Source organism: Flavobacterium notoginsengisoli (genome assembly GCF_042686225.1).
GTDB classification, from domain to species: domain Bacteria; phylum Bacteroidota; class Bacteroidia; order Flavobacteriales; family Flavobacteriaceae; genus Flavobacterium; species Flavobacterium notoginsengisoli.
Window position 1 is genome coordinate 229,677 of sequence record NZ_JBHUOT010000002.1, and the last position, 14,153, is coordinate 243,829.

Below are 14,153 nucleotides of genomic sequence, written 5' to 3' on the forward strand. Positions count from 1 at the left end.
AATCAATAACATGAAAAAGAACTTTATTCTAATACTATCTTTTGTATTACTTGCTCTTGGAGCTTGTAGTAGCGATGATGAAGTGGTTCAGCCAAATGCTGTAGCTTTTGCTTCGACTTCGTTAAATTTATCTGCGGAAACTACTCCGATCGAGATTAAATTTGCATCTCCAACTGCAGTAGCAGGATCTTTAACTTTAACTTACACTGAAACAGCCGTTGCAAATGGTACAGATTATAGTACAACACCTGCAATAGCTGCTAGTAAAGTAATAGTTCCTTTCGAGAAAAATGTATCTACTGTATCTTTTACTTTCAAAAAATTAAAAGAAGCTATAGAAGGTGAAGTAAAAAATGTGGTTTTCACTATCAGCAGCGTTACGATTAATGCCGTGATTTCTGAAAACAAATCTATTCAGGTAAACTTTAACGAAACTGCTTCTTTAGGAAATGCTTTGGCTCCTGAGGTTGGAGGGCCTACTGAACCAAATCAGGTTTTTGTTGACTTGAGCAGTGGAAAAATGACAGCTGTTCCTAGAGTTTCTTGGGATTTAGGATTTTACTCTGGAACAGATTTTAGAGTAATAATAAACCATACTGTAAAAATGTCTGCTAAACAAACGACCAGTATCAATATTGACGAAGTTCAGCCAGAAGATGCAACTATGATTTTCAATCAAGGATCTGGTAGCATAACTCAAGTAGATGACCCAACTGGAGATATTACTAAAACCACTATTGCGGCTGTCTCAGCTACTGACAGTGAGAATAAAGTTTATGTGATTAATATGGGAAGTAACCCAGGGACAACTAAGCCGGAAACTGGAAATGAGGGTAGTGCTAATGGACCTTCAAGAGGATGGAAAAAAGTTAGAATCTTAAGAAGTGGAAATGATTATAAAGTACAATATGCTGATATTGCTGCTACAACTCATGATGAAATTACTATTACTAAAAATGCAGCTTACAACTTTACGTTCTTAAGTTTGTTAGACAAGAAAACAGTTAGTGTAGAGCCTCAAAAAGCACAATGGGATATTAGTTTCACAAGTTTTACTAATACAACTAATTTTGGAACAGGTTTAGTGCCTTATAATTTTGCGGACTTCGTTTTAAATAACGTTAAAGGTGGTGCAAAAACTTACCAAGTACTTACAACTGCTTTTACATATGATGGTTTCACATTGGCAAATGTTGATAACAGTAAATTCACAGACGACCAAAGAAATATTGGTTCAAATTGGAGAGGAACAGTGGGAGGAACAGATGCAAATGGTAATCCAACTTCTAGCTTTGCGGCAAGATCAGATCGTTTCTATGTGGTTAAAGATCCAGCAGGAAATGTTTATAAAGTTAGATTTACGGCAGGTGTAAATGCGGCTGGAGAAAGAGGTTATCCAACATTCCAATACGCTATCTTGAAATAGTTTTAAAGTGAAAATCTAAAAAATATAAAGATTATTCATTCTAATTATATAATGCATTGCATTAAGATTTAGTTAATCATTAGCTTTGTTTTTTTTATTTTTTTTTTGATAAAGGGGTTAGATTTTTCTAACCTCTTTTTTTTGTCTAGTTTCTTGTTAAAATGAATTAGAAATAAAATGTTATTCTATCTTTGCACAAATTTTTGCTGCAATAAATTAACAATAACTTAATTGGTTTAATTTTTGAATGCAGCGTTTTATACTTTTATAATTATTTAAGTGAATACAAAATCTTATTTTTTTCAGTCTTTTTCGATCGTTGCTTTGGCACTGATTGCTTTTATTGGATTCAAACAAATCCTTCCGGACAAAATATTTTCAGAAAGTAAGTTAGATTCTAAAAACATATTAATTGATAGTCTGCTTTTGGAGTCAGTAGCTAAAGATTCGCTTGCTGCAGATGATGATAGTAGTGCCGCAAGTGAAAGAAAATTAAACAACCAGAAAATTGTTTTTGATGAAACAGAAGGGATTGAGTTTCCATCTGAGTCATTCGAAAACTATAAAGGTTATCAGTATCTGATTTCTTTCTATGAGAAATTGTATCAGTTAGAAAAAAATCCGCAGAGCAAAGTCAGAATTGCTTATTACGGAGATTCTATGACCGATGGAGATTTAATCGTTCAGGATGTTCGTGCCAATTATCAGGAACGATTTGGTGGTAATGGAGTTGGATTTGTTTCTATTACATCAGAATCTGCTGCTTCGAGAGGTTCAGTTAAATCCAGTTATTCTAAAAACTGGAAAACACAATCGTATTTAAATGTCAAAAAACCAACGAGTCCTTTCGGCGTTAACGGACATGTATTTTTTGCAAACGATGCATCAAACAACACTTGGGTTCAGTACGAAGCAGGACTCAATAAAAACTGTACCACTTTAGATAATGCCACTTTATTTTACGGACGCTCGTCTAAAACAGGAAAGGTGAATTTTATTATCGGAAAAGATACTTTAAAGAAAAGTCTTTCTCCAAATAGTTTAGTGAATACTTTAAAAGTTTCATCAGGAGGTTTAAAAGCATTCAAAGCAAATTTTGTTCATTCAGATTCAATTCCGATTTACGGATTTAATTTTGATAATGGCATTGGGGTTCATGTAGATAATTTTTCGCAAAGAGGAAATTCGGGACTTCCAATTTCGATGTTCAATGCAGATGTGATGAGAGCGTTCAATAACAATCTGAAATATGATTTAATTATTCTGCACTACGGAACAAACGTTTTGAATTACGGCACCAAGAATTATTCCTGGTATGAAAAAGGAATGACAAAAACCGTGAACAAAATCAAAGAATCTTTTCCGGGAGTTTCAATATTAATCGTTTCTACAGCAGATAAATCAACTAAATATGATTTAGAAATGAAAACCGATTCGGCTGTTGTACCATTAATGAAAGCGCAGAAACATTATGCATTAGAAACAGAATCCGGATTCGTAAATTTATATACTTTAATGGGAGGCGACGGATCTATGATTAAGTGGGTTGATGAAGCACCGGCAAAAGCCAATAAAGATTACACTCACTTTAACCAGCGAGGGGCAAAAGCCATCGGGAATTTGTTATATGAACAGTTAAACAAAGGATACGAAGAATATAAGGTGCTCAGAGCAAAAAGAGATGCAGAAGGAACTAAACCAAAACCAGTAAGAAGAGCCAGACCTGATTCCGTTTCAATAACAAAAGACAGCGTATGATGAATAAACTTATTGTGTTCTTTTGTTGCCTTTTCTTTACAACAAATGAAAAGCCTGCAAAAGCTAATGTAGATCCAATACCCAAAAAAATGATTCAGAAAATTGATACCGCAAAAGTGGATGCTCCTGTAGAGGGGCAAATTTATAATGCACAAGTATTAAAAGACTTTTTTGGAAAACTGGAGCAAAACGAAAACCAGAAAAATCAAAAGATCAATATCGTTCATATTGGTGATTCTCATATTCAGGGAGATTTAATGACCAATGAGATCCGAAAGAATTTACAACAAAGGTTTGGAAATGCCGGAAGAGGTTTAGTATTTCCGTATCAACTGGCAAGAACAAATGGTTCTTATAACGAGCGTTTCAAGTCAAATCGTGCCTGGGAAAGCTACAGGAATATCCTTCCATTCAAAAGTAATCCGGTTGGTTTAAGCGGAATTGGCCTTTGGAGAGATTCCGGCGGATTTGTGATGGAAATGAATGTAAAAGATCCCGCTTATAATTTTAATACCATAAAAATTATAACACCTCAGAATCAGGATATGTTTGATTTGGCAGTTTCGTCTAAAATTAACTCTATTCAAACAACAGAACCAAGAGTTATAACACACAAGATTAAAAAAGGTGAAGTACTGGGAACTATTGCTGATAAATACAATGTTTCAGTTGCCGAAATTAAAAGAGACAATCGTTTAAAATCAAACAACATTCGCGCTGGCCGAACTTTAAAAATCGCAACGAATGAAACAAGACCGAAGACGATTTCAATGTCAGAGTTTGTGCCTTTAACAATAGAATCGGATTCTTTTTCACATTATTATAATTCTGATAGTCCTTTAAGTCGAATTTTCCTGATTCCAAATAAAGAAGCTTCCAATTATGAATTAAATGGATTGGTGCTGGAAAAAGATGCTTCCGGAATTATTTACAGTGGAATCGGAGTAAACGGTGCTAAATACTCAGATTATAATAAGTATCCTTTATTTTTTGAACAATTGAAAGCGTTGCACCCGGACTTACTTATTTTTTCATTAGGAACAAATGAAAGTTATGATCATCTGGATGCGACAAATTATATTAAAGAACTTCGGGAGTTTATTAGTAATATAAAAGCTCAGAAAATAGATGCGCCGATAATAGTGATGACTCCGGCGCCGTCTTTATTAAGAAGAAAACCGAATAATTATATTAATGATTATGCAAAAGAAATCATTGAGACAGCTCAAAAAGACGGTTTTGCAGTTTGGGATTTATATGATGAATTCGGCGGAATGAGTGGAATCAAACAACTAAAAGCTCAGGGATTAATTGGACCGGATTGGGTTCATTATTCTAAAAAAGGATATGAGAAACAAGGGAACTTGTTTACACAGGCGTTTTTAAAAACATACGATAATTTTAAATTAAAGAATTAAGTTGACAACAATAGATAGCATTAATAATTGGTTCATTCAAAATTTTGGTGCAATTACAACAGAACAGGTTGAAAGTTGGTTTGTTTACAACCCAGACGAAAAACTTTTATTCAATACCGGATTATTCTTAGGTTTATTCCTGGTTTTCTATTTTGTGTATGGTTTTTTACGCAAAACATTTTATTTGAGATTAACATATGTTATTCTGTTCTCGCTATTTTTTTACTACAAATCTAGTGGGATTTATTTTCTCTTATTATTGCTTTCTTCGGTTGTAGATTATGGCTTGAGCCAGATTATTTACCGTGAAAGCCGTGATGGCGTTAAAAAGCTTTATCTCGTTATAAGTGTAATTTTGAATTTGGCACTTTTAGGTTATTTCAAATACATGAACTTTTTGATTGTCACTTACAATGATATGTTTCATGGTAATTTTGCACTTCATAATGTTTTTCTTCCTGTGGGAATTTCGTTTTATACATTCCAGTCGATGAGTTATATTATTGAGATTTACCGTGAAGAAATTAAGCCAACAAAAAATTATATTGAATATTTATTTTTCGTGTCCTTTTTTCCGCAATTAGTTGCCGGGCCAATTGTACGTGCGAAAGATTTTCTTCCTCAGATTTATCAAAAATTAAATTTGACAAAGCAGGATGTCAACAATGCCTTATTTTTAATTATTGGAGGTTTAATCAAGAAAACGGTAATTTCAAACTACATTTCGGTAAACTTTGTTGATCGTGTTTTTGATACACCATTAAGTTATACTTCTTTTGAGAATTTAATGGCTTCTTATGGATACGCTATTCAAATTTATTGTGATTTTTCGGGATATTCAGATATGGCAATAGGTATTGCATTATTACTTGGTTTCAAATTGCCGGTCAATTTTAGAACGCCTTATAAATCAACATCGATCACAGACTTCTGGAGAAGATGGCATATTTCGCTTTCAACCTGGTTGAAAGACTTTTTATACATTTCGATTGGAGGAAACAGAGAAGGTTCTTTTGCAGGTTATTTATTTCCGAGTTTATTCTTCTTTGGATTATTGCTTTGGGGAATGTCTTGTTATAATGAAAGTATAATTCCGCTTATCATTGCAGGAAGTAGTATTTTAATTTTCGCGTTATCATTTTTACTTTCAGGTAAAATAAAACAAACATTAGTAACCAATTTCAATTTGTTTACCACTATGCTTTTAGGAGGATTGTGGCATGGAGCAGGAGCGCAATTCATTGTTTGGGGAGCTTTACACGGACTAGCATTAGCGGTTCATAAGATATTTATGGAATTCTTTCCTTCGAAGAAAGATAAAAGTCCGAATTTCTTGTGGAGATTTTTTTCTATCTTAATTACATTTCACTTCGTAGTTTTCTGCTGGATCTTTTTTCGTGCCAGAGATTTCGAAACAGCATTGCAGGTAATCAATACTATTGGGCAATTAACATTCGAGCCGGAACTTTGGAAAACAATTGTTCTAGGATATAAAAATGTATTCGGGTTAATGTTATTCGGTTATGTTTGGCATTTCTTACCGGAAACATTCACAAACGGAATGAAATCGGTTTTCGACAAAACTCCATTATTAGTAAAAGCAATAATCTTAGGATTCGTTTACTGGATAGTTTACGCAACAGCTGTTGCGGGTTCGCAGCCATTTATATACTTTCAATTTTAAAGGTTCATAGCCACAAAGGTACAAAGGCGCAAAGGTTTTATTCTTTGCGTCTTTTCTTTTTGCCACAGATTAAAAGGATTAAAAAGATTTTTTTTAATCTGCTAAAATCTTTTTAAATCTGCTTGAAACAAAAAACTTAGCGCCTTTGTGCCTTCGTGGCAAAATTGGGTAGAAATAAAAATTGCCTGAAATATCTAATTAGATTATCTTTGCACTTCAAATAAAGAAAATAGTATGTTTGATAATTTAAGTGATAAGTTAGATAAAGCGTTCCATATATTAAAAGGACACGGTAAAATTACAGAAGTAAACGTTGCCGATACCTTAAAAGAAGTTCGTCGTGCTTTACTTGATGCCGATGTTAACTTTAAAATTGCTAAAGATTTTACGGCAAGAGTAAAAGACAAAGCAATTGGACAGGACGTATTGACAACCTTACAGCCAGGACAATTATTAGTAAAACTGGTAAAAGATGAGTTGACAGAATTAATGGGTGGAGATGTTGCTGGTGTTAATTTATCAGGAAATCCAACTGTTATTTTGATGTCAGGACTTCAGGGTTCTGGTAAAACTACTTTCTCAGGGAAATTAGCTAATTTCTTAAAAACAAAGAAAAACAAGAAACCACTTCTTGTAGCTTGTGATATCTACCGTCCGGCGGCGATCAATCAGCTTCATGTTGTTGGAGATCAAATAGGTGTTGAGGTTTACTCAGAGCCAGAAAATAAAAATCCTGTAGAGATTGCTCAAAACGCAATCAAACACGCTAAAGCAAACGGATTCAATGTTGTAATTGTCGATACAGCAGGTCGTCTTGCAGTAGATCAGGAAATGATGGACGAAATTGCACGTGTACACAAAGCAATTCAGCCACAGGAAACATTGTTCGTTGTAGACTCTATGACAGGACAAGATGCAGTAAACACTGCAAAAGCTTTCAACGATATCTTAAATTTTGATGGAGTTATCTTAACGAAATTAGACGGTGATACTCGTGGTGGAGCAGCGCTTTCGATCAAATCGATTGTAAACAAACCAATTAAATTTGTTGGTACTGGAGAAAAAATGGAAGCAATTGACGTTTTCTATCCAGAACGTATGGCAGAGCGTATCTTAGGAATGGGAGACGTTGTGTCGCTTGTTGAAAGAGCGCAGGAGCAATTTGACGAAGAAGAAGCCAGAAAACTTCAAAAGAAAATCGCTAAAAACGAATTCGGTTTTGATGATTTCTTAACGCAGATTCAACAAGTGAAAAAAATGGGTAATATGAAAGATCTGGTTGGAATGATACCAGGAGCTTCAAAAGCCATGAAAGATGTAGAAATTGAAGATGATGCTTTCAAACATATCGAAGCGATCATTCATTCGATGACGCCGGGAGAAAGAAGTAAACCAGCGATTATCGACGTAAAAAGAAAAGCCAGAATCGCAAAAGGTTCGGGAACTAAAGTCGAGCAGGTAAATCAACTGATGAAACAGTTTGACCAAATGAGCAAGATGATGAAGATGATGCAAGGCCCAGGCGGAAAAAACCTAATGAAAATGATGGGAGGCATGAAAGGAATGCCAGGAGGAATGCCGAGATAATAAAATTAAAAGTTTCAAGTTTCAGGTTTCAAGTTAAGAAATCAAAACTTGAAACTTTTTTCGATAAATAAATATAGTTTCGTTTCAACGTGACCCGAGGCTAAAAGCCGAATTGGCGCAGCAAACCTGAAACTTTAAACTTGAAACAAAAAGATAAACCTGAAACAAAAACAATGCAACTACTAGACGGTAAAAAAACATCTAACGACATTAAAAATGAAATTGCAGCCGAAGTTCAATCGATAAAAGCAGCAGGAGGGAAAGTGCCTCATTTGGCAGCAGTTTTGGTTGGAAATAACGGAGCAAGTTTAACTTATGTAGGAAGTAAAGTAAAATCTTGCCAGGAAATCGGATTTGATTCTACTTTAGTAAGTCTGCCTGAAACGATTACCGAAGACGAACTTCTAGCTAAAATTAAAGAGTTAAACGAAGATGATAATCTAGACGGATATATCGTTCAGTTGCCTTTACCAAAGCATATTGACGAGCAGAAAATCTTACTCGCAATTGATCCGGACAAAGACGTTGACGGATTCCACCCAACTAATTTTGGAAGAATGGCACTTGAAATGGAAAGTTTCATTCCGGCAACACCATTTGGAATTATGGAATTGTTAGAGCGTTACAAAGTAGAGACTGCAGGAAAACATACTGTTGTAATTGGAAGAAGCCACATCGTTGGACGACCAATGAGTATCTTAATGAGCCGCAAAGGCAGTCCTGGAGATTCTACAGTTACATTAACACACAGCCGAACTAAAGACTTGGCAGAATTTACTAAAAATGCAGATATCATTATCACAGCTTTAGGAGTTCCTGAATTTTTAAAAGCAGATATGGTAAAAGAAGGAGTAACAGTTATTGATGTTGGAATTACACGTGTAGAAGATGCATCAAATGCAAAAGGATATGTTATCAAAGGTGATGTTGACTTTGACGGAGTAAGTAAAAAAGCAGCATTTATTACGCCAGTTCCGGGAGGAGTAGGGCCAATGACAATTGCAATGTTACTTAAAAATACACTTTTAGCCAGAAAAATGAGAAGTGCTAAAAACAAATAAAATTACATCTAAATATATTTTAAGCCTGTTCTTATAGAACAGGCTTTTTTATTACATTAATTTTTAAAAAGAATACAAAAGAGAAACAAATTTCTTCCGCATAGTTTACTAGGATTTCTGTTATGTTTATTTAAAAAAGTGAGATGCCTTTTTACAGTTACTAAATCAATATTTCTATGTGTTTAAAAAATCTGCCCAAACAGTCATTTTAATATATAATTAATAGTTTAAAGTTTCGGTTCTTAAAAATAAAGGATACTTTTGCAGCACTTTAAAAATAACACTTCTCCAAATGGACGATTATTATTATTCGTTAATATTAAATTAAGCAGCTTTTGAAATTTCAAAATGCTGCGTTAAAAACCTGTATTTTGAAATGAAAGCCTTTTACACAAACAACAACGGATTAGTAGAAATCCAAAAATGGACTTCAAATTGCTGGATTCACATCGAATCGCCAACAGAATCAGATAAAAACTATTTACTGGAAGAACTTCAGGTTCCTGAAGCCTTTTACAATGATATCGAGGATATCGACGAAAGACCTCGTATCGAAATCGAAGACGGTTGGACACTTATCATCATGCGCATTCCCATTAAAAGCGGAGATGTTAAAATTCCTTTTCATACTGTTCCTCTCGGAATCATTTTTAAAGACGACATCTGTGTTACGATCAGTTTTTATAAAACAGAAATCATAAAAGATTTTGTAGCTTATTCACAGCGTAAAAACATCGAGATCGAAGATAATTTCAATCTGGTTTTGAGATTGCTTCTATCTTCAAGCGTTTGGTACTTAAAATATCTGAAACAAATTAATCATAAAATAAAACTCGCAGAAGATAATCTGGAGAAATCCATTAAAAATGAAGAATTACAGGCGTTACTTCAAATCGAAAAATGTTTTGTTTTCTTTATAACCTCTTTAAAAGCAAATGATGTTTTGTTTCAAAGAATCAAAAATCTAAAAGCGCATAAAGCGAGTTATGATCCTGAATTATTGGAAGATGTCGAAATCGAATTAAATCAGGCGCAGGATACAGCCAATATTTACAATAACATCTTGACAGGAATGATGGATGCTTATGCTTCGGTAATTTCAAACAATATGAATAACATCATGAAGCAAATGACGTCAATATCAATTATATTAATGATTCCAACTCTTATTGCCAGTTTGTACGGAATGAACGTGCCAAACGGCCTCGAAGAAAGCAAATACGGAATCTGGATTCTACTTTTAATCTCTGTAATTCTTTCCTCTTTCGGTGTATTTTTATTCAAGAGAAGAAGATGGTTTTGATTTAAAATCTCACAATAACAAAAGCCTGTTCGTCAAGAATAGGCTTTTTTGTTTCTGTAAAAATCGAATTTTAGTGGATTTGGAAATAAATTATCTTACTCAGGTTGTTGGTTATTTTTTATTAATCCGAAGATGGTAATAAAAATGTACAATTAGCGTTTAAAGTTGTTGTGCTAATGATTTGATATATAATTTTTTAGTGGTTTTTAGGTGTCTTATTTTGTAAAGAATTAACTATTTTTTTGATTTTAACGATCTATTTTTAACATTTTCTTGCAGTTTATTTATTTCTCAAAAAGTAAGTTTGGTCTTAATAAAAGCAAAAAACTATTTAAACCTTTAAACAAAAAAATCAATTACCTATGATTAAAATTTTACCATCCAACAGATTTTTTTTTCATTTTTCTATCCTTTCTCTTTCTAAAACTGTTGTAAAATAATATGAGAAAGGATTTAGGTTTTTTCGCGTTTTTTTTATGCTGTTTTTCTTCTATCGCACAAAAAAGCATTGTAGTCAATGGTAAAATTGTTACCGAAAAATTAGTGCCAATTGAGTCAGCAACTGTTTATCTGATTCATCCAAAAGATTCTTCAGTTGTAGAATATACAATTACAGACAAAAATGGATTGTTCAAATTGCAAATCAAACCAATTTCGCAAAATGTTATTTTAAAAATATCAGGACAAGGTTATCGGGATTTCTCAAAAAACCTTGAAAAGCTAACACAAAATATGGATTTGGGCACGTTGAAACTTTTAGAGTACGAAAACAAACTTCTGGAAGTTGTTATAAAAAATGAAGCACCTCCGGTTCGGGTAAAGAAAGATACTCTGGAGTATAACGCTTCGTCGTTTAAAATACGCCCCGATGCCAATGTCGAAGCTTTGTTACGACAATTACCAGGAGTTACCATCGATGCTGATAAAAAGATTAAGGTAAACGGAAAAGAAGTGAATCAAATACTGGTTAACGGAAAACCTTTTTTTGGCGAAGACGGAAAGGTTGCACTTCAAAACCTTCCGGCTGAGATCATTAAAAAAATACAAGTTTCAGATACCAAAACCAAAGAACAGGAATTTACTAAAGAAGCTTCTGCTTCGAATAATTCGACGATCAATCTGACCATAGAAAAAGAAAAAGACAAAGGATATTTTGGGAAAATAATGGGCGGTTACGGAAGTTCTGAACGTTATGAGAGCAGTGCTTTGCTGAGTTATTTTAAAGAAAAAAGACGCATTAGTTTTCTGGCTTCTTCTAATAATATAAATGCAACAGGCTTTTCTATGGATGAAGTTTTTGATAATATGGGAGGAGGAAGAAATTCTGGTTCCCGAGCTCCCGTAATTGGAAGAGGGCCTGGAATAATTAAATCGAATTTAATTGGGTTGAATTATGCCGATGAATGGTTTAAGGGAAGTAAATTTAATGGGAATTATTATTTCAATAATTCAAATTCTGAGAATAATAACCGAACTACAGAACTAACCTTATTGCCAACGGGTTCTTTGTTGTCAGAGTCCGTTTCTAAGTCAAATAACGACTCGAATAAACACAATGCTGATTTCAATTTAGAATATGATATTACGCCATCAACAAAAATACTGATTTCGCCAAAAGTTGAAATTGGAAGCACCACAGCCACGAATAATTATTTTAGAAATACCACTGATGAAAATGGACAATTGGTGAATACAACCGACTCTTATAATGTAAATGAAAGTGATAATTCTAATTTTAAAAATTACATCAATCTTTTTACCAAAGGAAAGAGAAAAGGCAGATTTTTTGCGATTAATTTCTTTAATGAAAACTCAAAAAATGATGCCAGTTCGATTATAGAATCTTCTACAAAATATGCTCAGGGGAGCAATCCAGATGATATTAGAAATCAAAATGTAAAAACAAGTAATAAGAAAGATTATTACACAAGCTCTATCCGATATTCAGAACCTGTTACAGATTCTTTAAGTTTTAATTTTAGTTTAAAAACAGATTGGGAAAAAACAAGCGATGATAAAAAAACATTTGACCGTAATAACGCCGGAATGAATTTGATTGATTCCCTAAGTAATTATAATTTTTCTAATCGATTTCAGGTTAATCCTAAAGTAGGATTTAGTATCAATAAAAAGAAATTCTTTTTTAGTTTGCACACCGGAACTTATTTTGTAAAAGCTCAAAATCATGCTCTTTATGAAAATGTTGCCACCGATTTGAACAAGAATTATATTTTTCCAGACGCAACATTTAATTTGAATTATCGATTTAATAAATCAAAGGCAATCTATTTATTTTATGAGCGATGGTTTACGATTCCGAAAGATTTTCAGATTCTGCCGGTTAATAATTTAGATAATCCGTTAATGACAAGAATTGGAAATCCGGATTTGAAAGCTTCTACTTCCAATACTGTTTACTTTACTTTTTCAGATTATGATTATCAATCGAATTCGGGCTTTTATCTGTATGGAAACTTAGTTTTTAATAATAATCAGATTGTTTCAGCATCAAAATATAATTCGGCAGGTCAGCAAATTATAACGTATGATAATGTGTCTGGAACCAGTAATAGTAGTTTAGGTTCAGAATGGAGTAAGTCGATAAAGAAAGAGTTGAATACTTATGGTTTTCGTTTTGGAACACGTGTTATGTATACTTTAGATAAAGGTTTTACTAATGGCGAATTATATACGGCAAAAATGTTAAGTCTTATACCTTATATGCAATTATCATATGATTATGGTGAGTTTTTAAGTATAAAACCATCTTACGAATTTGCCTTTAATGATACACGATATAATAATAGTTCTATAAGTTCTGCGTCAAACACAACACACAATTTTAAAGTTGAAATGACGAACTTTATTTGGAAGAAATGGGTTTTGGGGAATGACTTTGGATATACTTACAATTCTAATCTTTCTGGTCCTTATAAAAAGGATTTTTACTTATGGAATACCAGTTTGTCTTACAAGTTTGCGGATGATAAATTTACGCTTAAAGCGAAGGTTTATGATTTGCTGAATCAAAATCAGAGCACTTCGAGAACCATTACGCCAACCTCTGTTGTAGATTCTGAAAACACGGTTCTGAAACGTTACATCATGTTTTCACTGCAATATAAATTCCAAAACTTTGCTACGAAGAAAACGAATTAATAATATCTGAAAAAGATTCGAAAATCACTTTGTAAACAGTATTACTGTTTGTAAAGTGATTTTTTTTTTGAAAAAAAGTGATTTTCGTGCGTTGTCATTTCAAAATAAAATATAACTTTGTACTGCAAAGTACTTTAATTATGAATCAAAAGCATCAAGAAGATTTAGCACATATTCGTTCCATGATGGAGCGTTCTTCCAGATTTATATCATTAAGCGGACTTTCAGGAGTTTTCGCGGGTCTTTCGGCTTTAATTGGTGGAATCTATACCTACCAACTTTTTAAAGCAAACGGAATTGATTATATTAATGATGATAGCAGATCATATTCTGTTAATCTGGTGTCAGAACTATTCTGGATCGGAATCATAATTTTAGTTTGTGCATTTACGTTCGGAATCTTTTTTACCATTAGAAAAAGCCGAAAATATAATTTACCAATCTGGACATCTGCAACAAAAAAGATGTTGTTCAATTTATCGGTTCCTTTATTTGCCGGGGGAGTATTTTGTCTGGCATTAATGTATCACGGATATTTTGGATTGGTTGCGCCATCGACTTTGCTTTTTTATGGTTTAGCACTTATTAATGCAGAAAAATATACTTTTTCTGATGTAAAATATTTAGGTTTCTGCGAACTTTGTTTAGGATTAATTGCTCTTTTCTATATCGGATATGGATTATTGTTCTGGATTCTTGGATTTGGAATTTTACATATCTTATACGGATTAGTAATGTTCAAAAAATACAAATAATT

At 33.2% G+C, this 14,153-nt stretch carries 9 protein-coding genes; all 9 read left to right on the forward strand.

What is annotated here, in order from left to right; translation table 11 throughout:
- Positions 1-10: 10 nt before the first annotated feature.
- The 9 genes from ACFS3A_RS06310 (at position 11) to ACFS3A_RS06350 (ending at position 14,151) form a co-directional block, all read left to right on the forward strand.
- The gene (locus ACFS3A_RS06310; RefSeq protein WP_379824574.1) at positions 11-1,426 is read left to right on the forward strand and encodes an HmuY family protein; all 1,416 of its coding nucleotides are present in this window, start codon (positions 11-13) and stop codon (positions 1,424-1,426) included.
- A gap of 279 nt (positions 1,427-1,705) precedes the next feature.
- Entirely contained in the window at positions 1,706-3,184 is a 1,479-nt protein-coding gene (locus ACFS3A_RS06315) for an SGNH/GDSL hydrolase family protein (protein ID WP_379824576.1), read from the forward strand.
- Entirely contained in the window at positions 3,181-4,602 is a 1,422-nt protein-coding gene (locus ACFS3A_RS06320) for a GDSL-type esterase/lipase family protein (protein ID WP_379824577.1), read from the forward strand. Before ACFS3A_RS06315 ends, ACFS3A_RS06320 begins: the two co-directional genes overlap by 4 nt.
- A 1-nt stretch (position 4,603) precedes the next feature.
- Complete coding sequence (locus ACFS3A_RS06325) at positions 4,604-6,286, forward strand: MBOAT family O-acyltransferase (RefSeq protein ID WP_379824578.1); 1,683 nt, start codon at positions 4,604-4,606, stop codon at positions 6,284-6,286.
- Positions 6,287-6,520: 234 nt separating this feature from the next.
- Complete coding sequence (gene ffh, locus ACFS3A_RS06330) at positions 6,521-7,873, forward strand: signal recognition particle protein (RefSeq protein ID WP_035650191.1); 1,353 nt, start codon at positions 6,521-6,523, stop codon at positions 7,871-7,873.
- Between the two features lie 173 nt (positions 7,874-8,046).
- Positions 8,047-8,934 carry a bifunctional 5,10-methylenetetrahydrofolate dehydrogenase/5,10-methenyltetrahydrofolate cyclohydrolase gene (locus ACFS3A_RS06335; RefSeq protein ID WP_379824579.1) on the forward strand — a complete coding sequence of 296 codons (888 nt, stop codon included), beginning with the start codon at positions 8,047-8,049 and terminating at the stop codon, positions 8,932-8,934.
- 376 nt (positions 8,935-9,310) lie between these two features.
- Positions 9,311-10,237, forward strand: a complete 927-nt coding sequence (locus tag ACFS3A_RS06340; protein ID WP_379824580.1) for a magnesium transporter CorA family protein — start codon at positions 9,311-9,313, stop codon at positions 10,235-10,237.
- A 441-nt stretch (positions 10,238-10,678) separates the two neighbouring features.
- Complete coding sequence (locus ACFS3A_RS06345) at positions 10,679-13,396, forward strand: outer membrane beta-barrel protein (protein ID WP_379824581.1); 2,718 nt, start codon at positions 10,679-10,681, stop codon at positions 13,394-13,396.
- Between the two features lie 140 nt (positions 13,397-13,536).
- Positions 13,537-14,151, forward strand: a complete 615-nt coding sequence (locus tag ACFS3A_RS06350; protein WP_379824582.1) for a hypothetical protein — start codon at positions 13,537-13,539, stop codon at positions 14,149-14,151.
- Positions 14,152-14,153 lie beyond the last annotated feature (2 nt).